The sequence below is a fragment of the Spiractinospora alimapuensis genome (genome assembly GCF_018437505.1).
GTDB classification, from domain to species: Bacteria; Actinomycetota; Actinomycetes; order Streptosporangiales; family Streptosporangiaceae; genus Spiractinospora; species Spiractinospora alimapuensis.
Genome location: NZ_CP072467.1, coordinates 4913321 through 4935594, shown reverse-complemented (window position 1 = coordinate 4935594; position 22274 = coordinate 4913321). Strand labels below are relative to the sequence as shown.

Annotated in this window: 17 protein-coding genes, 1 pseudogene and 1 CRISPR repeat array; of the genes and pseudogenes, 2 read left to right on the top strand and 16 right to left on the bottom strand. The window is 70.0% G+C overall.

Translation table 11 applies throughout. From position 1 onward, the window contains the following. Positions 1 to 141: 141 nt before the first annotated feature. From gatA to mnmA, 8 genes are all read right to left on the bottom strand, one after another. Positions 142 to 1623: an Asp-tRNA(Asn)/Glu-tRNA(Gln) amidotransferase subunit GatA gene (gene gatA, locus J4H86_RS23125; RefSeq protein WP_236544138.1), complete on the bottom strand. Its 1482-nt coding sequence runs from the start codon at positions 1621 to 1623 to the stop codon at positions 142 to 144. 38 nt (positions 1624 to 1661) lie between these two features. Beyond that, positions 1662 to 1961: an Asp-tRNA(Asn)/Glu-tRNA(Gln) amidotransferase subunit GatC gene (gene gatC / locus J4H86_RS23120; RefSeq protein ID WP_236540310.1), complete on the bottom strand. Its 300-nt coding sequence runs from the start codon at positions 1959 to 1961 to the stop codon at positions 1662 to 1664. Between the two features lie 752 nt (positions 1962 to 2713). Then, entirely contained in the window at positions 2714 to 4783 is a 2070-nt protein-coding gene (locus tag J4H86_RS23115) for a putative bifunctional diguanylate cyclase/phosphodiesterase (RefSeq protein WP_236540308.1), read from the bottom strand. Positions 4784 to 4928: 145 nt separating this feature from the next. Continuing rightward, a complete protein-coding gene (gene ligA, locus J4H86_RS23110) occupies positions 4929 to 7037 on the bottom strand; it encodes an NAD-dependent DNA ligase LigA (protein ID WP_394356530.1) in 2109 nt (702 codons plus the stop codon). 123 nt (positions 7038 to 7160) lie between these two features. After that, entirely contained in the window at positions 7161 to 8231 is a 1071-nt protein-coding gene (locus J4H86_RS23105) for a methionine synthase (RefSeq protein ID WP_236540304.1), read from the bottom strand. Positions 8232 to 8456: 225 nt separating this feature from the next. After that, entirely contained in the window at positions 8457 to 8825 is a 369-nt protein-coding gene (locus tag J4H86_RS23100) for a DedA family protein (protein WP_236540303.1), read from the bottom strand. After that, positions 8792 to 8968, bottom strand: a complete 177-nt coding sequence (locus J4H86_RS23095) for a hypothetical protein (protein ID WP_236540301.1) — start codon at positions 8966 to 8968, stop codon at positions 8792 to 8794. The genes J4H86_RS23100 and J4H86_RS23095 overlap by 34 nt, the downstream gene beginning before the upstream one ends. A gap of 399 nt (positions 8969 to 9367) precedes the next feature. Beyond that, on the bottom strand, positions 9368 to 10453 hold the full coding sequence (gene mnmA, locus J4H86_RS23090) for a tRNA 2-thiouridine(34) synthase MnmA (protein WP_236540300.1): 1086 nt from the start codon (positions 10451 to 10453) through the stop codon (positions 9368 to 9370). Between the two features lie 88 nt (positions 10454 to 10541). Here mnmA and J4H86_RS23085 point away from each other — a divergent pair, with 88 nt between their 5' ends. After that, complete coding sequence (locus J4H86_RS23085) at positions 10542 to 11744, top strand: DUF695 domain-containing protein (RefSeq protein WP_236540298.1); 1203 nt, start codon at positions 10542 to 10544, stop codon at positions 11742 to 11744. 55 nt (positions 11745 to 11799) lie between these two features. Here J4H86_RS23085 and J4H86_RS23080 read toward each other — a convergent pair whose 3' ends face one another. From J4H86_RS23080 to J4H86_RS23045, 8 genes and pseudogenes are all read right to left on the bottom strand, one after another. Then, on the bottom strand, positions 11800 to 12735 hold the full coding sequence (locus J4H86_RS23080; RefSeq protein ID WP_236540297.1) for a beta-ketoacyl-ACP synthase III: 936 nt from the start codon (positions 12733 to 12735) through the stop codon (positions 11800 to 11802). A gap of 331 nt (positions 12736 to 13066) precedes the next feature. Continuing rightward, positions 13067 to 13339: a CRISPR direct-repeat array (repeat unit 29 nt; unit sequence GGGACCATCCCCGCGCGCGGGGACCGGAC). Between the two features lie 269 nt (positions 13340 to 13608). After that, positions 13609 to 14772, bottom strand: coding sequence for a cysteine desulfurase family protein (locus J4H86_RS23075; protein WP_236540295.1), 1164 nt, complete (start codon positions 14770 to 14772; stop codon positions 13609 to 13611). Positions 14773 to 14954: 182 nt separating this feature from the next. Further along, positions 14955 to 15902 carry an electron transfer flavoprotein subunit alpha/FixB family protein gene (locus J4H86_RS23070; protein ID WP_236540294.1) on the bottom strand — a complete coding sequence of 316 codons (948 nt, stop codon included), beginning with the start codon at positions 15900 to 15902 and terminating at the stop codon, positions 14955 to 14957. A gap of 29 nt (positions 15903 to 15931) precedes the next feature. Continuing rightward, positions 15932 to 16717, bottom strand: a complete 786-nt coding sequence (locus tag J4H86_RS23065; protein WP_236540292.1) for an electron transfer flavoprotein subunit beta/FixA family protein — start codon at positions 16715 to 16717, stop codon at positions 15932 to 15934. 210 nt (positions 16718 to 16927) lie between these two features. Then, a complete protein-coding gene (locus tag J4H86_RS23060) occupies positions 16928 to 18010 on the bottom strand; it encodes a hypothetical protein (RefSeq protein WP_236544207.1) in 1083 nt (360 codons plus the stop codon). Positions 18011 to 18158: 148 nt separating this feature from the next. Then, positions 18159 to 18806: pseudogene (locus J4H86_RS23055) on the bottom strand (serine/threonine-protein kinase); the annotation flags it as partial. Positions 18807 to 19131: 325 nt separating this feature from the next. Beyond that, positions 19132 to 19734: a YbaK/EbsC family protein gene (locus tag J4H86_RS23050; RefSeq protein ID WP_236540291.1), complete on the bottom strand. Its 603-nt coding sequence runs from the start codon at positions 19732 to 19734 to the stop codon at positions 19132 to 19134. A gap of 4 nt (positions 19735 to 19738) precedes the next feature. Then, positions 19739 to 20377: a hypothetical protein gene (locus J4H86_RS23045; protein ID WP_236540289.1), complete on the bottom strand. Its 639-nt coding sequence runs from the start codon at positions 20375 to 20377 to the stop codon at positions 19739 to 19741. Positions 20378 to 20513: 136 nt separating this feature from the next. Between J4H86_RS23045 and sppA the strand changes: the two genes are divergently transcribed. Beyond that, positions 20514 to 22241, top strand: a complete 1728-nt coding sequence (gene sppA, locus J4H86_RS23040; RefSeq protein ID WP_236540288.1) for a signal peptide peptidase SppA — start codon at positions 20514 to 20516, stop codon at positions 22239 to 22241. Positions 22242 to 22274 lie beyond the last annotated feature (33 nt).

Sequence of the window (22274 nt, the reverse complement as noted above, 5' to 3'; positions counted from 1 at the left end):
GGCCCGTCGGACGCGTCATGCCCGCTCGCCGCCACCTGGACGCGGCGTTCCGCGCGGTGAGGCGGACCGAAGGCCCGGACCCAAAGGAGGAGGGGGCCGCCGACCCGGGTCGGCGGCCCCCTCCTCGGAGACGGTGTCGCGCTACGCCGGGGCGTAGGGGCTGCGGGACAGGAGGTCCCCGCCCCAGGTGTCGCGCAGCGCGGCCTCGATCGCGCCACCCACCTGGTAGGCACGGTCGTCGCGCATCGCCGGGGCCATGACCTGGATTCCCACCGGGAGGTTGTCCTCGGGGGCGAGACCGCAGGGGACCGACAGCGCGGCGTTTCCCGCCAGGTTGGTCGGGATGGTGCACAGGTCGGCGAGATACATGGCCATCGGGTCGTCGGTCCGCTCCCCGATCGGGAACGCGGTGGTCGGCGTCGACGGCGAGATCAGCACGTCCACGTCCTCGAACGCGGCGTCGAAGTCCCGCTTGATCAGCGTCCGCACCTGCTGCGCCGAGCCGTAGTAGGCGTCGTAGTAGCCGCTGGACAGGGCGTAGGTGCCGAGGATGATGCGCCGCTTCACCTCCGGGCCGAAGCCCTCGGCGCGGGTCAGCGACATGACGTCCTCCGCACTGCGGGTGCCGTCGTCGCCGACGCGCAGCCCGTAGCGCATGGCGTCGAACCGCGCCAGGTTGGAGGAAGCCTCGCTCGGCGCGATCAGGTAGTACGCGGCGAGCGCGGTGTCGAAGCTCGGGCAGGAGACCTCGACGACCTTCGCTCCCAGCGACTCCAACAGTGCGACGGTCTCGTTGAACCGCTGCAGCACACCCGCCTGGTAGCCCTCGCCCCCGAGTTCACGCACTACACCGATCCGCAGGTCGGACACGTCGGTGCGTTGGGCCGCCTGCACCACCGGCGGAACCGGACGGTCGATCGACGTGGAGTCCCGCGGGTCGTAGCCCGAGAACGCCTCGTGCAGCAGCGCCGCGTCCAGCACGTCCCGGGCGAACGGGCCGGGGGTGTCGAGCGAGGACGCGAAGGCGATCAACCCGTAGCGGGAGGAGCTGCCGTAGGTCGGCTTCCCGCCGACAAGGCCGCAGACGGCGGCTGGCTGCCGGATGGAGCCGCCGGTGTCGGTGCCGGTGGCCAGCGGGGCGGCGAATGCCGCGACGGCGGCGGAGGAACCGCCCGAGGAGCCGCCGGGGATTCGCGTGGTGTCCCAGGGGTTGCGGGTGGGGCCGAAGGCGGAGTTCTCCGTGGAGGACCCCATGGCGAACTCGTCGAGGTTCGTCTTGCCCAGGATGACCATGCCGGCGGCACGCAGCCGCGCGGTGACGGTGGCGTCGTAGGGCGGAACCCAGCCGTGCAGGATCTTCGACCCGGCGGTGGTGGGAACCCCCTTCGTCGCGAAGATGTCCTTGTGGGCGACGGGAACGCCGGCGAGCGGGCCCATTTGGGCACCAGCGGCACGCTGCTCGTCGACTTGGCGTGCCTGCTCCAGCGCGCCCTCGGCGTCGACGTGGAGGTAGGCGTTGATGTCGGACTCGACCTGGCCGATGCGCGCGAGATAGGCGCGGGTGGCGTCCACGGCCGAGATTTCGCCCGCCGCGATGGCGCGGCCCAGTTGGGCGGCGCTCATCCGGATCACCGCGGGGTCAGCGTGCCCCAGTACGTCACTCACGCTTCCTCCTCCAGGATCCGCGGCACTCGGAACCGGCCGTCCTCGACCGCGGGCGCCCCGGAGAGCGCCTGCTCCTGGTTCAGGCCCGGCTGGACCTCATCGACCCGTTCGACGTTCTCCAGCGGCAACGCGTGGGAGCTGGGCGGGATGTCGCTCGTCGCGACCTCTTGCACCTTGGCCACCGAAGAAATGATCACGTCCAGTTGGGACGCGAGGGTATCGAGTTCCTCCGGCGGCAGCGCGAGCCGCGATAGCCGGGCGAGGTGAGCGACCTCATCGCGGGTGATGGCGGGCATCAGAAACCACATCTTTTCAGGGACACTGCTTCAGGGATACTGCTGTCTCGGTCTGGAGCGCCCCTCAATCCTAGAGCGTGTTCACCCACGACCGTGCCCGCCCGAGGACACGGTGCGTTCCGCGCACCCTCCCCCTCACGTGCGGGGCAGACGTGGTGTGCGTCCAACGAGTCCACGCGTCCCGACCGTTCACCCGGTCGCCTTCCTCCGCATCGATCGGACCGACCATGCGCCGACGTGTTCGGTCCAACGCGCGAGCGTCAGCCGGGGGGCGCCCCCGCTCGTCGGGACAACCCGCCGCGCACCGCCTCCCGCGTTCGTCCGTAGCCGGCGCGGGCCACCCGCTCCACGCCGAGGGCTCGGCTGTCCACGGACGGTGGGGCGTGACGGTCCGGTCCCACCACCCGGCATCCACCCCGAGACCACCACTCCAGCGAACGTCCTCTCCCCGCCCCGGGCAGGGAGGACGGAGCCGCACGATCACCTCATCGAAGAACCAGGAAGCGTGCCCAGGGTGAACCTTGGCGACGCGGGCGCCCACCGCGACTCTGGACGGATGGTGGACTCCCCCGTCATTGGGGAGTGACCGCACGCTCGCGCGCGCACCCGGGTTGAGCCACGGATGGATCGAAGGTGGAACCCGCTCGCGTGGACCCGCGGCCATTCGTCCCGAGTTCGGGGCGCACCCCACACTCTCCCCACCTGAACGAGCGGCTCCTCGCCTCCCCGACCGGGGAGGCGAGGAGCCGTGGTCACGCGATCGAGGAGCCGGGGAGTTCGCGGTGGCCGGAGTTGGAGGCGTGGTGGTCCATCCAGTGGCGGACCTCGGAGGCGGCCAGGGGGTGGCTGAAGAAGTCGCCTTGGGCGGCGTAGCAACCGATGTCGCGGAGGGCGTCGGCCACGCGCACGTCCTCGACCCCTTCGGCGACGACGCGCATGCCGAGGGTTCCCAGGAGGTCCACGACCGAGACGACGATGGCGTGTCCACCGGTCGCGTCGGCGATGCGGCCCACGAGCGAACCGTCGATCTTCACTTCGTTGATGGGGAGGCCGGGGAGTTGGGACAGGGTGAAGTGCCCGGTCCCGAAGTCGTCGAGGGTGAGGTGGAGTCCCATGTGGGACAGGGCGAGGAGGTTGGGAAGCACGGCGGCGTGCTCGGTGACGAGGATGCGTTCACTGATCTCCAGGCGGATCGCCTCGGGTGGCACGCTGTGGCGGCGTAGCCCGGCGGCGATCACGTCGGGGAGGGTCGGGTCGAGGAGCTCCCGGGCGCAGAAGTTGATGGCGACGGGGACGCGGAGACCCTCCCGCCACCATCGGGCGACCTGCGGCAGGGTCTGGTTGAGAATCTCCTGGGTGAAGCTGCGCACCACGTAGGACTGCTCGACCAGGGTGATGAACTCCTCCGGACGCAGCAGTCCGCGGCGGGGGTGACGCCAGCGGACCAGGGCTTCCAGGCCGACCGGCCGGTTCTCCGCGAGACCGAGTGTGGGCTGGTACAACATCTCCAGCTCGTCCTCGACCAGCGCACGGCGGAGTTCACTGAACAGGCTCAGGCGGGCCGCCGAGTTGTGGTCCTTCTGCGCGGAGTAGGACTCGACCCCGGTGCGCCGGGTCTTCGCGACGTACATCGCGACGTCGGCCCGCTGCAGCAGCAGCTCGAAGTCGGCCGCGTGTTCGGGGTACAGCGCGATGCCGACGCTGGCCTCGAGGTCGAAGTCCATGCCCTCCAGGCGGATGGGTTCGGCGAGCGCGACCCGCAGCCGGGCCGCCACCTCACGCGCGGAGAGGGAGTCCCGCACGTGGGGCAGTAGTACCGCGAACTCGTCGCCGCCGAGACGGGCGACGAGATCACCGGGACGGACCGACTGGGTGAGCCGGTGGGCCACCGCCCGCAGCAGACGGTCACCCGTGGGGTGCCCGAGGGTGTCGTTGACCTCCTTGAACCGGTCCAGGTCCAGCAGCAGGAGACCGACCAGGTGGTCCAGACGGCGTGCCTCCTGCAGGGCCGCTTCGGCACGTGCGTTGAGGAGCTTGCGGTTGGCGAGTCCGGTCAGTTCGTCGTGGTTGGCCTGGTGCTCCCGCTTCACCGAGAGAATCGCGCTGCTGTGCAGCGCGGCGAGGGGGAAGAGGAACAGCGGCACCAGCCACACCGACCAGGCCATGGTCACCGCCACCAGCGGGGCAAGGCTCAGTAGCACGCTCGCGGTGAAGACGCGCTGGCCGAGGCCGGCGCGCAGCACGTGGGTCAGGGGTTGGCGCAGGTGCATGGCCTCGCCGCAGTCCCCGATGAGGAGGGTGACCACGAAGTAGGTGGCCGCGGCCGCCGCCACCGCGAGCAGGTCGGCCCACGTCTCGGGGACCCACATGAAGCTGGCCGCCGAGGGCTCCAGCAGGCGCAGGACCGCGTCGGCGACGCCGAAGCCCAACGTGTACTGGGCGACGGTGAATCCGATGCGGTGCGGTCCCACTCCACGGGCCGCCCCGACCGCCGCGGTCGCGATCGTCTGCACCAACGCCGCCGCGGGCAGTCCCACCGCGATGACGAGGGCGAACGAGAAGGGGAGCGAGGTGGGGGCCGTCGATGACACCAACTGGTGCGTGGTGGAGATCGGCCGCAACTCCCCGATGATGACCAGGCCGAGCAGAACCCAGGTGAGCGGGTTCGTGGCGAGGTAGACCAGGCCCGTCGAGCCCAGCCAGTAGTACACGGCCAAGGCCAGCATGACGGCCCCGGCGATGGTCGTACCCGTCAGGTACAGCCATAACGGGGTTCCGACCCGGGGAGGGACGAGGTCCCGGGCCTCGGTTGAGTTCGTCATCGTCGTACGGCCGCCTCCGGGACTCAAGCTGTCAAGGGGGAAGGAGGAGGTCGACCGGCCCACGTCGTTGGGAGGCCAGTCGACTCGCCCCACCGTCCAGCTTACGGCGCGTGCTTACCTTCTGTCTTCAGACATCAACGTCAAGTTATTCCCCGACGTGGGCGGCACCGCGCGCGGCGTCAGCTCCTTCCTCCAACAGGGTCACGAACCCTTCCTCGTCGAGGACGGGAACCCCCAGCGCAACAGCCTTGTCGTACTTGGATCCCGGCGCGTCGCCCGCCACCACGAAGTCGGTCTTCTTGGACACCGATCCGGAGACCTTTCCCCCCAGATTCTGGACGGCCTCCTTCGCGGAATCCCGGGTGTACCCCTCCAGCGACCCCGTGATGACCACTGTGGTGCCCTCGAGGGGACGGGGACCCTCAGCGCCCTCGTCCCGCATCCGTACCCCGGCTGCCCGCCACTTCGCCACGATGTCGCGGTGCCAGTCCACGGAGTACCACTCGATAAGCGAGCGGGCGATCGTGGGACCCACCCCGTCCACGGCCGCGAGTTGTTCCTCCGACGCGGAGAAGATGGCGTCCATGGCGCGGAAGTGGCGCGCGAGCTCCTGGGCGGCCGTGGGGCCGACATGACGAATGGACAGGGCGACCAGGACGCGCCACAGTGGCACATCTCGCACCGCACGAAGCTGCTCGAACAGTTTCTCGGTGTTCTTGGTCGGAACCGAGTCCGGATGGGCGGCGGTGGGTTTGGTGTAGAAGAACGACACCAGTTCACGTTCGCCGGTGAGTTCGCCCTTGCGCTTGACGTCCCACCACATGCGGACGTTGGCGAGCTGCTCAGGGGTGAGGGAGAACAGGTCGCCCTCGTCGGTGAGGGGAGGCCGTGCCGGCTCGTCCGGTTTGGTGAGCGCGGTCGCGGCCTCATAACCGAGGGCGTCGATGTCGAACGCGGCACGTCCGGCGAGGTAGAAAAGCCGCTCGCGGAGCTGGGCGGGGCAGGAGCGGGCGTTGGGACAACGGATGTCCACGTCCTCCTCCTTCATCCGACGCAGCGTCGTGCCACACTCCGGGCACTCGGTTGGCATAACGAACGGACGCTCTGTTCCGTCCCGCTTGTCCGGAACCGGCCCGAGGATCTCCGGGATCACGTCGCCCGCCTTGCGCAACACGACGGTGTCGCCGATCAGGACACCCTTGCGCTCGACTTCTTGTGCGTTGTGCAGGGTGGCGAACTCGACCTCCGAGCCGGCGACGTGCACGGGACGCATGACCCCGTAGGGAGTGACCCGCCCGGTGCGCCCCACGTTCACCCGGACGTCCAGGAGCTCCGTGGTGACCTCCTCGGGGGCGTACTTGTAGGCGATCGCCCACCGGGGCGCGCGGCTCGTGGAGCCCAGACGGCGTTGGGTCGCGGTGTCGTCCACCTTCACCACGACGCCGTCGATCTGGTAGGCCGGCTCATGGCGGTTGTCCGCGTAGTAGTCGATGAACGCGTGCACCTCGTCCGCCGTGGAGACGACGCGGTAACGGTCGCTGATGGGCAGGCCCCATTCGCGGAGCATCTCGTAGGCGTGGGACTGACGGTCGAAGGTGACGCCGGTGTGCGCGCCAACCCCGTGCGCGATCATGCTCAGGGGGCGCTGCGCGGCGACCCGTGGGTCCTTCTGCCGCAACGAGCCGGCGGCGGCGTTGCGGGGGTTGGCGAAGAGAGCCTTGCCCTCGTCGCCGAGCCGGACGTTCAGCGCCTCGAATTCGGCGACGGGCAGGAAGACCTCGCCCCTGACCTCAAGGAGTTCCGGCACCCTGTCTCCGGCCAGCCGGGTCGGCACCGCCTCGATGGTGCGGAGGTTCGGGGTAATGTCCTCGCCGACCCGCCCGTCTCCGCGGGTGGCGGCACGCACCAGGCGCCCGTTCTCGTACACCAGGTCCACGGCGAGGCCGTCGATCTTGAGTTCGCACAGGAACGCGTCGATGGCGACCTCGTTGGACGCGCGTTGGATCCAGGCGCTGAACTCCGCCCGGTCGAAGGCGTTGTCCAGGCTCTCCATCCGCTCCAGGTGCTGTACCGGCGCGAAGTCGGTGCTGATCGGGGCGCCGACCTTCTGGGTCGGCGAGTCCGGAGTCTGGAGGTCGGGGTAGCGGCTCTCCAGGTCCTGGAGTTCGCGCATCATGGCGTCGTACTCGGCGTCGCTGACGATGGGGCTGCCGAGGTAGTAGCGGTAGCTGTAGTCGTCGAGATCCTGGCTCAGCTCGGCGTGACGCTCCCGGACTCCCGAGGGCGGTGCGGGTGCCGTGTTCGTGTGGCTCGTCCGTTCCGCGGTGTCGAACTCACTCCCGTTGTCCGCGCTCACTGCGGTGCCCACCCTTTCTGGTTATCCCGCGAGGGACCCTTCCGGGTCCTCCCGCAACACTCGTGCGGCGGCACTCGCGGCCTCCAACGCGGCCCGCGCGTTGCGCGCTGACGCCCCCGCGAGGCCACAGCGCGGCGTGAGGACGACGGCCTCGGTGAGGGTCTCCGGTGCGAAGCCGATTCGGTGCCACATCCGCCGCACAGTATCGACACTAGCGGCAGGGTGAGACAGTACCGTCGCAGGTGAGGGCGTGGCGGCCGACGAATTGACCTCATTTTCACCGATGCCCACCACCCCGAGCCACAGCCCCATCCCGCCCTCCACAGCGGTGCCGATCGCCTCGTCGTGGTCGGGAGTGAGGAGGGTCGCGTCGAGGCTCAGCGCGGTGGCCTCGGCCCGCCGAAGGAGGTCGATCGGGACGCCGGCGGCGCAACTGTGCGCGACCGGGACAGCGCCCGTGGTGTCGATGAGGCGGAACAGTTCGCGGAGGCGTTCCTCGACCACCGGCTCCTCGACGGGGCGAAGCCGGGAGTACCCGCTGGCGGTGGGGAGTCGTCCGTCCAGCACGGCGGTGAGGGCCGGTTCGTCGACCTGCACCACGAGTGTCGCGTGGGGCAGGCGCCGGCGCACGTTCTCGATATGCGCCCGCAGTCCCTCCGCCAGCGACTCGTTCAGGTCCCGCACGGCTCCGGGGTCGGAGAGCATGCGTTCGCCGTTGCGGAGTTCGACGCTGGCCGCGAGGGTCCACGGGCCCGCGACCTGGATCTTGGCGAGGCCCGTGTAGCCCTGGGTGTGTTCCTCGAACGCGTCCAGGTCCGCGGAGAGGTAGGTCGTCGCCCGGAGGGTGTCACGCCCCGGCCGTTCGGCGACGCGCCACCCACTGGGCCACAGCTCCAGCGGGAACTCCACCAGCAAGGCGCTGGCCCGACCGACCAAATCCGCGCCCGGCCCGCGGTTGGGGAGCTCGGGGAGATGCACCAGGTCCGGCAACTCACCGGCCACGACGCGGGCGGCCTCGCCCGGATCCACCCCGGGGTAGGAACCCACACCCGTCACGGACATCGAAGGCCACGGGAAACTCTGCACACCCATGCCGTGAAGCTTAGCGATGCCATTAGTCTCCCCGGCACGCTCCGCCTCGGCGCCACCACGTGCTCGCACCCGCTCGGCGGGTGCCGCGCGGTCTCGGGTGACGGGAAGGTTCCGCCCCCGCGACGAAACTCCTGGGCGCGCTACTGGGCGAGTGGTGGTCGACGTGCCGCCGCGCCGGACGGTGCGCGGAGAACTCGGCTCCCACGGCGACGCGCGGTGTTCACGTCAGGAGGCGGCGGGCTCGCGCTCGGTGGTGGGCTCGTCAGCGGCGTGTGTGTCGCGGCGTCGGCGCCAGTACAGCCACGCGCCCGCTCCAGCCAGCGCGGCCACGGCGACCGCCACGGCGAGTCCCGGGGACTCCAGGAACGTACGCCACCAGACGGCGACGACGTACATCCCGCCGAGGCTGTAGATCGCGGCCCAGATCGCACAGCCCGGGATCATCGCCAGGAGGTAGCGCACGAAGTGCATGCGCATCGCGCCTGCGGCGAGGTGGATCGCGGTCTGGATTCCCACGGTCACGTAGGCGACGGTCACCACGGGAGGCCCGAACCGATTGATCAGGCTCTCGGCCCGATCCAGCCGGTTGCCCACGACCTCCCGCGACGTGTGTGGCGGACGCCGGCGCCCACCCCACGTCCGATCCAGTAGGTGGCCTGGGTCCGCGCGAAGACGATGACGAAGAGTGAGACGTAGACGGTCCACAGGGGCCACCCCTCCATGAACTCGTACTCCATGGCACTCCGATCCGAGCCGTCTCACTCCATCGCACCATTGATAAGGCTAACCTAATTTCCCGCGAACACCCGCGCAAGCGACCCGAGGGACAGATGGGACACACAGCGCGCGCCGAAGCGACCGCCCCTTCCCGACGCTTCCCTGGCTCCCGGTACTCGTCCAGGCCGCACCGCTCCGTACCGAGCCGCACCGCGCGCGAGCGTGGGGCCGCCCGTTGGGTTCCCGAATTGGGTCCTACCGTTTCGGAACGCGTGTGTCCTGGTGAGGGCGCCCACGGACGGACCGGCGCCCCGGGCGAGGACCGGTCGGGCGACGGGACCTGGGGGGCTGTCGCGATGGACGCGGGCGGTCCGTCGCCGCGCCGAGGAGCGACGACGTGTTGTCCCCCGGGCCGTCGGCTACGCCGGGGTGTGCTCGCGGCGTTGGGTCCGGATGATGGTGGCCGAGCCGAGGACGAACTCGTCGGCCGCGTCGTACAGCACGGCTGCCTGGCCCGGGGCGACGCCGTGGGCCGGGGCGTCGAGTTCGACCACGAGCTCGCCGTCGCTCTCCCATGCCCGGCAGGCGTGGGTCTCGCCGTGCGCACGCAGTTGCACCCGGCACGGCTGCGGGCTGGCGAACGCCTCGCTTCCGCTCCACACCGGGCGCGTCCCCACGATGGTGTCGACCGCGAGCTCGTCCCGCTCCCCCACCGTGACCGTGTTGTTCACCGGCTCGATCGACAGCACGTAGCGGCGCTGGGCCGCCCCGCCGAGGTTGAGGCCCTTGCGCTGGCCCACGGTGAACTGGTGCGCGCCGTCGTGCGACCCGACCTGTTCCCCACTGGAGTCCACGACCGCGCCCGGGCGGGATCCGAGCCGGTCGCTCAGGAAGCCGGCGGTGTCGCCGTCGGCGATGAAGCAGATGTCGTGGCTGTCCGGCTTGTCGGCGACCATGAGACCGCGCCGCTCGGCTTCCTGGCGGACCTCCGCCTTGGTGACGTCACCGAGGGGGAACATGGCGTGCGCGATCTGCTCGCGGGTGAGGACCCCCAACACGTAGGACTGGTCCTTGCCCTCGTCGACACTGCGCACGAGCCGGTCGTCGATCTTGCGCACGTGGTGTCCGGTGCACACGGCGTCGAAGCCGAGGGCGATGGCGCGATCCAGCACCGCGGCGAACTTGATCTTCTCGTTGCACCGCAGGCACGGGTTTGGTGTCTCGCCGGCGGCATAGGACTGCACGAAGTCCTGCACGACGTCGCGTTCGAACTCCTCGGCCATGTCCCAGACGTAGAACGGGATACCGATGACGTCGGCGGCGCGGCGGGCGTCTCGGGAGTCCTCCACGGTGCAACACCCGCGGGCACCGGTGCGGTAGGACTGCGGGTTCTTGGACAGGGCGAGATGTACACCGGTGACGTCATGGCCCGCTTCGGCGACGCGGGCCGCCGCCACCGCGGAGTCGACTCCGCCTGACATGGCGGCGAGGATGCGCAGGGACATAGTCATACCAGGTTATGCGCCGTGGCGAATGGTTTGGTGCGTGGACGCAGTGAATGTCCACTCCCGGTCTTCTGCCAAGATTGATTCCATGGCACTGTTCCGTCGTCGGCGCTCGTCCTCCACCGGATCGGACCCCGTGGGGGCGATCACCGACTTCTGGGCGGCGTGGCCCGAGGTTCGGGACGCCGCGGCGGTCGACCTGGCCGCCGGTCGCCCCGTGAACGAGGACGTTTCCCAGCGTGTGCGGGAACTCGCGCAGCGCATCCACGCGGGCCTCACCCCGGTCTTCTCCCGTACGGGCCAGTTGGACCGGTCCGAGTTGGCCGGTCTGGACATCGGGGACCTGAGCGACACCGCGCTGGAGGACCTGGCACGGCTGGGTGACCTGGACACGGCGGACATCGAGTTGGAGCCCGAGGCCGCCGAGAAGGACGCGGCCGAGTACGCGTTGACGCTGACCGGCGGCGAGGACGACACGGCACGCGTGTTGGCCGAGCGGTGGGTGCGCAGCGCTCCCCCGGACGGCGACTGGCGTTTCTACCCCGCGCGCCAGCCGGACCCCGACCGGCTGGCGACCCAGCTCGCCATCGACAACCACGACGTGGACCTCAGCCACGCGACCGTGTCCCTGCGCGCCGACCAGGCCACGATGAAGGTCGACGTCGGCGTGTACCACCCCGACAACATGTTCCTTCCCGAGGACACCCGCAACACCTTGGCGCGGACCATCGTGATCCTCGCCGTGGGCGAGGACGACGCCGTGCGCTGGGTGGGTTCGGTGAGTGCCCTCACCGAGAAGCCGCTGGACCCGCTGCAGCCGACGGCCATGCGCTCGGTGATCGACCAGCTCATGGGCCCGCTGGGTGGGGTGAAGTGGCTCAAGGCGCAGGGACGGGTACCGCTGGCCGGCGTGTTCCAGCTCGGGCTGCGCTATCCCCTGCATCGCCGGGACTTCCCGCAGTTCACGCTGTACGTGCTGATGACGCTGCCCTACGTCCACCCGACCAACGAGAAGCTGCCCGCCGAGAAGTCCGAAGAACACCTGAAGGACTTCGAGCGCACGATGCAGGCCACCCTGTCGGACAACGGCGCCGTACTGGCCCAGCGCACGATGGGCGGCCAGCGGCAGTACCACCTGTACCTCGACCCTGACGCCGAGCTCCTCCCCGCGTTGGAGAACCTCCTCAGCGAGTGGCCGGAGGGGCGGGCGACCCTCAGCAGCTTCACCGACCCCAATTGGGAAGCCATCAACCAGTTCGCCCGCCCCTTCCTGCGCAACCTCGGCCGCTAGCGCTCGAGGACACGGAGGGAGGAACGGGCGTGGGTGCCGGGCCTGCCGCGCTGGGTCAGGGGCAGCGAACCACCTGACCGGCATAGGACAGTCCGCCGCCGAAGCCGAACAACAACACCGGCGCGCCCTTCTCTATCTCGCCCCGTTCCACGAGTTTGGAGAACGCGAGCGGGATGCTCGCGGCCGAGGTGTTGCCGGACTCCTGGACGTCCCGAGCGACCACCGCGTTGACCGCCCCGATCTTCCGCGCGATCGGCTCGATGATCCGCAGGTTCGCCTGGTGGAGCACGACGCCGCCCAGCTCCTCGGGGGTGACACCGGCCTTCTCACAGGCCTTGAGGGCGATCTCGGGCAGTGTGGTGGTGGCCCAGCGGAACACCGCCTGCCCCTCCTGCGTGAGCACGTTGGACGGAGGTTCGATGACCACGGCGCGCCCCATCTCTGGCACCGACCCCCACACGACGGGGCTGACCCCCGGCTCGTCTGAAGCCTCCACGACAGCCGCCCCGGCGCCGTCGCCGACGAGGACACACGTGCTGCGGTCCGTCCAGTCGGCGAAGTCCGTCAGCTTCTCCACCCCGATCACCAACGCCCGGGTGGCGTTCCCGGCCGAGATCGACTGGTCGGCGACGGCCAACGCGTGCGGGAACCCGGAGCACGCCGTGTTGACGTCCATCGCGGCCGGCGCGGGGACCCCGAGACGCTGCGCCACCCGAGCCGCCGTGTTGGGCGACCGGTCCCACGCGGTACACGTCGCGACCACCACCATGTCGATGTCGGTCCCGCTCAGCCCAGCCCCGGTCAACGCCTTCCCCGCCGCCGTCGCGGCCATGTCGGCGACCGACTCGTTCTCGTCCGCGATGTGCCGGGTCCGCACGCCGACGCGGCTACGAATCCACTCGTCGCTGGTCTCGACCATCCGCGCCAGATCATCATTGGTGAGCACCCGGGCCGGCTGATAGTGCCCCAGCGCAACTACGCGAGAACCCATGTGTCCCTGAACCTCGTTCCGTAGACGGCGTCACTCCACAGCCAGCCGATGGCGAAAACGCACCCGACCGCAGAAGCCCGATGCCCCACACCGGCGGCTGGCCATGTCACATCGAATGAGAGATCCTGCCTGTCTTTCCTAGCAGGATCCACCCCCCAACACGGTCGAGATCCCAGATGACAATCGACACGACGCCCCGAGGAGCGGCCCGCGCGCACCCCCACGCGCGCCAGAAAAGCCGGACCGCCCAGGCGGAGGCCGAGGCTTTCCAGGTGGATGCCCCCGCGCGGGGAACGCACGCGAGCACATCGCCCTCGGCCCACACCGAGGCGGGACCATCCCCGCGCGCGGGGACCGGACCATTAGGGGGCGCTGTCGAGCATGCCGGCGATGGGACCATCCCCGCGCGCGGGGACCGGACGAGGATCGGCCGCTACTACCGCGACATGCTGGGGGACCATCCCCGCGCGCGGGGACCGGACTGCGTGTCGAGCGTGCGTGGCTTGTCGGTGTCGGGACCATCCCCGCGTGCGGGGACCGGACTACGCGGGGCGGTATGAGTCGATGCGCCGCGCGGGACCATCCCCGCGTGCGGGGACCGGACACTACATGGCCAGCGAATTTACCAGCGACAAGCACCGGAATTCATCACTTCTCGAAACTTGGACATAACCGGCATTTCGCTTAGGCGGACGTCGCGCGTGGAACACGGTGCCACAAAAGCCCTGGCCGGAGCCATGGGGGCCTCCCCCTTGTGCTTTTGGGTGGGGCGCGGCTGGGTTCTCGTGGGGGCTGGTCTGCTGCCTCTCTTGGGAGGGTTCGAGGACAGGGTGTGTCCTCGATGCGTCAGCCTCAGTGCGGCCCCTCCGATCGCTATCGTCTCCGCGCGCGGCGGGCGCGGCTGACGGCGGAGGGAAGCACTGCGGCGAGGGCATCGACGTCGGTGGGGGTGGAGTCGCGGCCCAGGGAGAAGCGCAGCGAGCAGCGGGCGATTTCGGTGGGGGCGCCCATGGCGAGAAGCACGTGGCTGGCTTGGGCGACTCCCGCCGCGCAGGCGGAGCCGGTGGAGCACTGGACTCCGTTGGCGTCCAGCAGCATCAACAGGGCATCCCCCTCGCACTCGGGGAACGAGAAGTGCGCGTTGCCCGGCAGGCGATCCACCGGATCGCCGTTGAGAACCGCGTCGGGGACGGCCTCCAGGACCGATTGGACGAGCTTCTCGCGCAGCGCGGTGAGCCGCGCGGCGTGTTCCTCCCGCTCCCGGGTGGCGAGCTGGACGGCGTGCGCGAACCCGCTGATCAGCGGAGTGGGCAGCGTTCCGGAGCGGATGTCGCGTTCCTGGCCGCCGCCGTGGAGGACGGGGACGGTGTCCACGCCCCGTCGGAGCAGCAGGGCGCCGATGCCCATCGGTCCGCCGGTTTTGTGTCCCGAGATGCTGAGCGCCGTGGCGGACGTCTCGTCGAACCGGACCGGTAGTTGGCCTATCGCCTGCACGGCGTCACTGTGGAAGGGGATGCCGTGGGCCTCGGCGACGGCGGCCAGCTCCGTGATGGGCTGGACCGTGCCGACCTCGTTGTTCGCCCACATGACGGACACGAGTGCGACGTCCTCCGGCGCGCGCTCGATGGCGGCCCGTAGGACGTCGGGGGTGACCCGCCCCTGGGCGTCGACGGGCAGTTCCTCGCACACCGCCCCCTGGTGGGAGGCGAGCCACCGCGCCGTGTCGAGCACCGCGTGGTGCTCGACGGAGCTGATGAGGACACGGCGCAGGGCGGGATCGGCGGCGTTTCGCGCCCAGTAGATCCCCTTGACGGCGAGATTGTCGGCCTCCGTGCCACCCGCGGTGAAGATGACCTCGTTCGGATCGGCCCCCAGCGCCTCCGCGAGGGCCTCCCGAGCCTCTTCGACGGTCCGACGCGCCTGACGGCCCGCGCCATGGAGGGCGGAAGGGTTGCCGAGTCGCTCGAACTGCTCCGTCATGGCCGCGACGACTTCGCTCCGCATGGGGGTCGTGGCGGCGTGATCCAGGTACGCCATGGCGGCCTCAGTCTATCCGCCGGAATCGCTCTCCCTCCGAGGCAACCCCACCGAGGAGGCCCCACCGGAACAGTGCCGCGGTAACCCTGGACGACGGCCGCTGGCTCCCGGACACCTCCGGTCCTCCGGGAGTGACGAGCGGGGCCCACGGCACACGCCGTGGGCCCCGCTTGACGCGGACGTCACTTGCGCTTCTTGATCTCCTCGGTGAGCTGGGGGGCGACCTTGTGGAGGTCACCCACGACGCCGTAGTCGGCGAGCTCGAAGATCGGCGCCTGGGGGTCCTTGTTGACGGCGACGATGTTCTTCGACGTCTGCATCCCGGCGCGGTGTTGGATCGCGCCGGAGATGCCCAGGGCTATGTACAGGTTGGGGCTCACGGTCTTGCCCGTCTGCCCGACCTGGAACTGGTGGGGGTACCAGCCGGCGTCGGTGGCGGCGCGGGACGCTCCCACCGCGGCACCGAGGGCGTCGGCGAGTTCCTCGACGACGGAGAAGTCCTCGGAGCCGACGCCACGGCCACCACTGACCACGATGCCCGCCTCGGAGAGATCGGGGCGCTCACCTTGCTGTTGCACGACCCGCTCAACCACACGCACCGCGGTGGCGGCGTCCGAGAGCTCCACGGTCACGTCCTCGCGTTCCCCCGCGGCAGCGGTGGGCTCGGCAGAAATGGCGTTGGGGCGCAGGGCGACGAACGGCGTGCCCTTGGTGACGCGGGCGTGGGAGACGGTGGACCCGCCGAAGATGGAGTGTTCCGCGACGAGGTCGGCGTTCAGGTCCACGACGTCGGTGAGGATCCCGGAGCCGGTGCGGATCGCGGCGCGGGCCGCGATCTCCTTGTTCTCCGCCGTCGCCGAGACGAGAACCGCGGCCGGTTCCTTCTCGGTGACGAGCTGCGTCAACAGTTCGACGCTGGGGACCACCACGTGGTCGACGAACTCCGGGGCGTCGGCCACGTACACCCGCTCGGCGCCGTTGGCCGCGAGGGTTTCCAACGCGCCGTCGACCCCGGGCCCCACCCAGACGGCGGCGGGCGTCCCGACGCGCCGCGCCGCGGTGAGCAGCTCCAGGGTTACCTTCTTGACCTCTCCGTCGGCGTGGTCGACGAGGACGAGGACTTCAGCCATTGTTTCGCGATCCTTCCTGTCGGCGACGCTCAGAGGAACTTCTTGGAGGCGAGGAACTCGGCGATCTTCGCGCCGCCGCTGCCCTCGTCGTCGACGACCGTCCCCACGCCACGGGCGGGAGCCGGCTGGGCGTCGGCCACCGCGGTCGCGGCGGCGGCGAGGCCGACCTCCGCGGGGTCGATCTTGGCGGCCGCGAGGTCGAGTGTCTCCACCGGCTTCTTCTTGGCCTGCATGATGAGCTTGAAGGACGGATACCGGGGCTCGTTGATCTTCTCCACCACGGAAACCACGGCCGGCAACTGTGCCTCGACCACGGCGTAACCGTCGTCGGTGACACGGCGCACCGTGGCCTTGCGCGCGTCGGAGTCGATCTCGACCTTGGACGCCTGGGTGAGCTGAGCGACCCCGAGGTACTCGGCGAGCGCGGCGCCGAGGACGCCGGTGCGGGCGTCGGTCGACTCCGAGCCCATGATGACGACGTCGTACTCCAGGCCCTCGAGCACCTTGGCGAGGGCGTAGGCGCTCTGCAGCGCGTCCGAGCCGTGCAGCCCCTCGTCACTGAGGTGGATCGCCTTGTCCGCGCCCATGGACAGGGCCTTGCGGATGGTCTCCGTGGCCTGCTCGGGGCCCATGGTCAGCACGGTGACCTCTCCCCCGTGCTTCTCCTTCTGGAGCATGGCCTCTTCGATGGCGTACTCACAGAGTTCGTTCAGGACGCCCTGGGAACCGGCCCGATCCAACGTGAAGTCGTCGCCGCGGAGCGTGCGCTCGTTCTCCGTATCCGGCACCTGCTTGACCAATACGACGATATTCATGGCCAGGCCATCCTCCCTGAGATGGTTCGTCTCGACCTAAGGCTTACAGACAGGCCTCCCGCGAGAGGCGCGGGGGCTCCCTAAAGGAGGTCCACGCCACACTACGCAGATGCTACTCGCCAGTAGCAAGGGTGGGTGCCCCGCCCCGCCAACGGGAGGCCGCCGCCCTCGAGCACGGCGGTGCTTCCCCAGGAGGGAGCGAGGAGTGGGTCAGCCGAACCAGCCACCGGGGTCGGGGATGGGCCGCCAGTCCGGCGCCACCGTGATCCCGATGCCCACGGCGCCGAAGGCGAGCAGGCACACACCGACGATGAGGCCGATGTAGACGTAGAAGTTGCTGATGCCGATGTTCTCCAGCAACGAGTTCGCCTGCCGCCGCGCTCCGGCCGCGTTGGGGCCGACGAAGCTGAGCAGCACGACGATGCTCACCGCGTAGGCGCCCACGTATGTGGGGTTGAACGTGTCGGTCAACAGCCCGATGATCATCCCGACGAGAATCCCGCCGAGGAGATAGGCCGCGCCGTAGAGCAACGCCTTGCCGCCCACGCGCAGGAACGCCATCGGGAAACTCAGCGCGACGACCAGGTTGTCGCTGCTGCGCGGTCCCCGCTCCATCAGCCGCCGCGCGTGGTCACTGCGCACCACGTCCATCGAGCCAAGCACGGAGACGGCGAGCAGGCCGAGGATGAGCCCCACCGAGGGGAGCATCTGCGCGAGCCCGACCAGGATGAACAGCACCGGGATGAAGATGAGCGACGGGAGCCGCCGCGGTCCCCGCTTGTCGAAGTCGGGGTCGAAGTAGGGCTGTGGTTGGCCGGAGTCGTCGTAGGACTCGCCCTGGAGCGAGGTGGCGTCGTCCCGCCGCGCCGGCTGTGGGCGCTGACGTGCCTCCACCGGGGGCAACAGGTCCTCGAAGGCCTCGGGGCGCAGTGTGGAGTTGAAGTAGGCCGTCTGGGGCCCGGCCGCCGGGTCGCGCGGGGGTTCCTGGGTCGCGGGCGCGGAGTCGGCGTCGGGAACCTGGGGTTCCATGCGGGTCTGTGGGGCGACCTCGCCCTGGCGGGTCTCGCCCGCTCCACCGGTGGGCGCGAGTCCTCCGGCGGAGGCGGCCGGCCGCGTCCGGGGCTCCGCCCCACGCGCTCGTGGCGCCCGCCGCGGCGGCCCCAGCCGCTCCGGCGGCTCCAGCGGCGGCCGCCCCGGCAGCCCCGGCAGCTCCGGCAGCTCCGGCGGCGCCGGCCGCGCCGAGGCCTCCCGCGGCTCCTGCGCCGTCAGGGGTCTGCGGGGCCCCGGGGGCACCCCCGTGCACCGTGTGCGAGCCGGTGAAGCCGGCCACGCCCCGCGCCTCGGGGGGCAGCGGTAGGTCGAGGTTGAGACGGGCGGTGTAGTCCAGGAGTTGACGCGCGGAGGGCCGCTGGCTGAGGTCACGCGACACCGCCCGCTGTACGAGCGGCTGCAACTCGTCGGGCATGCCCGACAGGTCGATCTCGCTGTTCAGGATGCGGAAGAAGATGACCTCGAAGGCGCCCGCGCCGTAGGGGGCGTTCCCTGTGGCGGCGAATGCCACGGTGGCGCCCCAGGCGTGGATGTCGGTCGCCGAGCTCAGGTCCGACCCCTCGATGACCTCAGGCGACAGGTAGCTGGGCGTGCCGACGAAGGTCCCGGTCTGGGTGAGCTTGGCGCTGTCCACCGCGTGGGCGATACCGAAGTCGATGACGATCGGTTCACCGTTGGAGATGATCACGTTGCCGGGCTTGAGGTCCCGGTGGATGATCTCGGCGTCGTGGATGTCGCTGAGGGCCTGGGCGAGGCCGGACACCAGGCGGGTCAACGCGCGTCCCCGCAGCGGACCGTGGTTGGTGACCGTGTCGTCGAGTGTCGGCCCGGGGATGTACTCGGTGACGACCCAGGGGCGGCGGGCGTTGGTGTCGGCCGCGAGCACCTCGGCGACGTTGCGGCTGTGCACCCGCCGCATGGTCTCGACCTCGCGCGCGAGCCGTGCCCGCGCGATGTCGTCCCCGGCTACCTCGGGGCGCAACACCTTGATGGCGACGAGTTCGTCGTTCTCGTCCAGCCCCTGGTAGACAACGCCCATCCCTCCCTGGCCGATCCGCCGACGGATCCGGTAGGGACCGACGGTCTCGGGCAAGCCGTGGTCTTCGGGAGGTCCGGCTGTCATAGCCACGCTCTACTCTTCCCCTCACGCACGCCTGAGCGCGTATCGGCATAGCGCGTGTCGACGATCGCCCAGAACCGTCGATACACCATGCCGTTTTTTTCGTCAGATTAGTCCGTCCCCACTACCTCCGGAAGTGCCCAACGTGTTCGGCACCCGGATCGGCACGGTAGCTCGGGGATGTCTCTCACACGAGTATGACGGAGTTTGCTCTGTGCCGGTTCCGTCGAGGTCCTGCTGCTGCTTAAGACTCGCTGGTGGGGACCGGTTTACCCAATCCCTCAAGCGTCGTCGCTCCCGGAAGCTCACCCAGGGTCCACCCCGGCAACACGAGCTTCGAGCCGCGCATTCCACTGCCGATGACGACCCGCGACAGGTGCGGAATCTCGGCATCGACCAGTGTCGGCCATTCCGGTGGCCGACCGATCGACGTGATCCCGCCGTACTCCATCCCCGTCGCCGCGACAACATCGTCCTGGCGCGCGAACGACGCCTTACGAGTCCCCATCCACCGACGGACCAATCCGTTGACGTCCGCACGGGTGGTGGCCAAAACATTACACGCCACAAACGACGTGACGCCCGCTCGGCGTCCAGCGATGACGACACAGTTGGCCGAGACGCCCATCGGGATGTCGTAGGCGGCGCAGCACTCCGCGGTGTCGGCCAGCTGGGGATCGATCTCGGCGACCCGTACCTCCGACAGCGGCGTTGGAGCCTTCCACTCGCGCAGGGCGGCCAGGACCGGCCGTGCGAGCAGGTCGGGACGTTCCAGGGCGGGGAAGGTCAGCAGTCCCCACTCCTTGCGGGTCCCGTCGCCGGAACCGGCCGTCTGGTCCCCACTCACGTCCTCACCCCGCGTACTCGCTCACGTCCATCGACTGCGCGATGGCGTCATAGGCCTGGTCGTGTCCGGGGTCGACGGACCACACGTAGGCGGCGACGTCACTCTGTGGCAGGAACCACAGCCGGACCTCAAAACTCTCACCATTGTCACAGTCCACGCTCCACACCGAGTGGTGGGAAGTTCGGCCGTCAGCGTGGTCGGTGAAGCCCTGCACCGTCAAATCGGCGTCACCGCTGTCGACGCTTCCTCCCGCCGCGTCCTCACTGCGGCATCCGTCCTCCCCTCCCGGGGCCCATCCGTCGGCGTCGGTGAAGTCGTCCGCGGGCCACCCGCCGGGCATCCGGTCCGACGCCTCGGGGATCACCAACAACGCGCCGTAGGCACACTCGGTGTGTTCGGGGGGCTGGGCGCACAGGGAGCCGTCGGACTCACCCACCTCCCAGTCGTCCGGCACTCGCACCTGGACTCCGTCGATGGCGGCCCCGTCCGACTCCTCCAGCGGATTGGTGTCGACCGGAGGGACGATCCCGCTGTAGGTCGTGTCCGGCTCGGGCGCGGGCTGCGAGGTGTCGGCGGACTCGCCCGCCCCACACCCAGTGACAGCGACCAACACCGCGGCGCTCAGACCGGCGCTGAACCGCATCCCACCTCCCAGTTCGTTGACCCTAAGGACCGCCGTCAGGGGGACGACGCTCGGCGCGGACAATGTACCGTGACCGGGCGCGCCCACGTTCCCTCGCCCGCTCGCCCGCTCCGCCGGCACCGACTAGCCTTACCCCATGGTCGATCTCGCGCAGCTACTGGAGTCCGTGTCCAAACTCCGACAACGACGCACCGCGCCGTTGGTGTTGGAGCTCGACCTCACCGAGGGGCTCGTCGACGAACCTCCGTCCGACCCGCTCGGCCAGATCCTCGCCATGCGCCGTCCCCGCCTACCCGAGATCGTGGACGGGATCCGGCGCGGCGCCGCCGACCCACGGGTCAAGGCGCTGATCGCGAAGGTCGGCGGCCGGCCGATCTCGCTCGCCCGCGTGCAGGAACTCCGCGCGGCGGTGGCCGTCTTCCGCGCGGCGGGCAAGCCCACCCTGGCCTGGTCCGAGAGCTTCGGTGACTTCGGCCCGGGCAGCGTGCCCTACTACCTGGCGTGCGCGTTCGACGAGATCGCGCTGCAGCCCTCGGGCACCGTCGGGCTCACCGGCGTCACCGTCACCAACACGTTCCTGAAGGACGCGCTGGAAAAGGCCGGGGTCGAGTACGAGGCCGGGGCCCGGCACGAGTACAAGTCCGCCATCAACACCTTCACCAAGAGCGGCTACACCGAGCCGGAGAAGGAGGCGGCCGGTCGGATCGTCGACTCGGTCAGCGAGCAACTGGTCGACGGAATCGCCGAGGGGCGGGATCTCACCCCGGAGACGGTGCGCACCCTGGTCGACGGCGGCCCCTACATGGCGGGCGAAGCCGAGCAGCACTCCCTCATCGACCGGCAGGCCTACCGCGACGAGGTCTACTCCGACTTCCTGAGCCGGTTTCGCGTTCCGAGCTCCGACGGCACCGGCGACCCGCACCTGCAGTACGTCAGCCGCTACAACCGGGTGGCGACGCTCGCCGGCCGCGTGCCAACGGTGCGCCGCTCCGACTACGTGGCCGTGATCAGCGGCAACGGTCCGATCATGGCGGGTCGCAGCCGTCGTGGCCCCGGAGGCAGCACCATGGGTGCCGAGACGGTCGCGGCCGCGTTCCGCGCCGCACGCCAGGACCCCCACCTGCGGGCGGTCGTGTTCCGGGTGGACAGTCCCGGTGGCTCCTACTCCGCCTCCGATACCATCTGGCGGGAGGTGGCGCTCACTCGGGAGTCCGGGATCCCGGTCGTGGTGTCCATGGGGGACGTCGCGGCGTCCGGCGGCTACTTCGTCGCTCTCGGTGCCGAGGCCATCGTGTCCCAGCCGGGGACCCTGACCGGGTCGATCGGTGTGTACATGGCGAAGCCCGTCATCACCGAACTGCTGGGCAAGGTGGGCGTCAACGTCGACTCGGTGCAGGCCGGGGAGCACGCGCGGATGTTCGCCACCAACCAGCCGTTCAGCGAGTCGGAGTGGGAGCGTGTGAACGCCCTGCTTGACCACATCTACGCCGACTTCACCGCCAAGGTCTCCGACGCACGTGGGATGACGGTGGAGGACGTGCACGAGGTCGCCCGGGGGCGGGTGTGGACCGGGCGGGACGCGCGGGAGCGCGGCCTCGTCGACGAGCTCGGCGGCGTGGAGACCGCGGCCAAACTGGCCCGGTCCCGCGCGGGCCTGTCCGACCGGGCGCCGCTGCAGCACTTCCCCCGGCTTGGGGCGCTGGAGAGGTTCCTGCCCGCGGAGTCCAGTGAGGACCGGCACGCGGCCGTGTCGGCGTCCCGGCTCCGGCTCGACTCCTGGGGGGCGTTGGCGTCGGTGTCGGCGCGGCTGGGCCTGCCGGCGGCCGGACCGTTGACGATGCCGGGGACGTGGGAGATCCGCTAGTGCCGTCTGAGTTCTCGGCGAGCGAGTTCACCG

What these genes read in the sequence shown, in the direction of transcription:
- gatA (WP_236544138.1), bottom strand. Translation starts at nt 1,623, where the DNA reads ATGAGCGCCGCCCAACTGGGCCGCGCCATCGCGGCGGGCGAAATCTCG.
- gatC (WP_236540310.1), bottom strand. Translation starts at nt 1,961, where the DNA reads ATGCCCGCCATCACCCGCGATGAGGTCGCTCACCTCGCCCGGCTATCG.
- J4H86_RS23115 (WP_236540308.1), bottom strand. Translation starts at nt 4,783, where the DNA reads ATGACGAACTCAACCGAGGCCCGGGACCTCGTCCCTCCCCGGGTCGGA.
- J4H86_RS23105 (WP_236540304.1), bottom strand. Translation starts at nt 8,231, where the DNA reads ATGGGTGTGCAGAGTTTCCCGTGGCCTTCGATGTCCGTGACGGGTGTG.
- J4H86_RS23095 (WP_236540301.1), bottom strand. Translation starts at nt 8,968, where the DNA reads ATGGAGTACGAGTTCATGGAGGGGTGGCCCCTGTGGACCGTCTACGTC.
- mnmA (WP_236540300.1), bottom strand. Translation starts at nt 10,453, where the DNA reads ATGTCCCTGCGCATCCTCGCCGCCATGTCAGGCGGAGTCGACTCCGCG.
- J4H86_RS23085 (WP_236540298.1), top strand. Translation starts at nt 10,542, where the DNA reads ATGGCACTGTTCCGTCGTCGGCGCTCGTCCTCCACCGGATCGGACCCC.
- J4H86_RS23080 (WP_236540297.1), bottom strand. Translation starts at nt 12,735, where the DNA reads ATGGGTTCTCGCGTAGTTGCGCTGGGGCACTATCAGCCGGCCCGGGTG.
- J4H86_RS23075 (WP_236540295.1), bottom strand. Translation starts at nt 14,772, where the DNA reads ATGGCGTACCTGGATCACGCCGCCACGACCCCCATGCGGAGCGAAGTC.
- J4H86_RS23070 (WP_236540294.1), bottom strand. Translation starts at nt 15,902, where the DNA reads ATGGCTGAAGTCCTCGTCCTCGTCGACCACGCCGACGGAGAGGTCAAG.
- J4H86_RS23065 (WP_236540292.1), bottom strand. Translation starts at nt 16,717, where the DNA reads ATGAATATCGTCGTATTGGTCAAGCAGGTGCCGGATACGGAGAACGAG.
- J4H86_RS23045 (WP_236540289.1), bottom strand. Translation starts at nt 20,377, where the DNA reads ATGCGGTTCAGCGCCGGTCTGAGCGCCGCGGTGTTGGTCGCTGTCACT.
- sppA (WP_236540288.1), top strand. Translation starts at nt 20,514, where the DNA reads ATGGTCGATCTCGCGCAGCTACTGGAGTCCGTGTCCAAACTCCGACAA.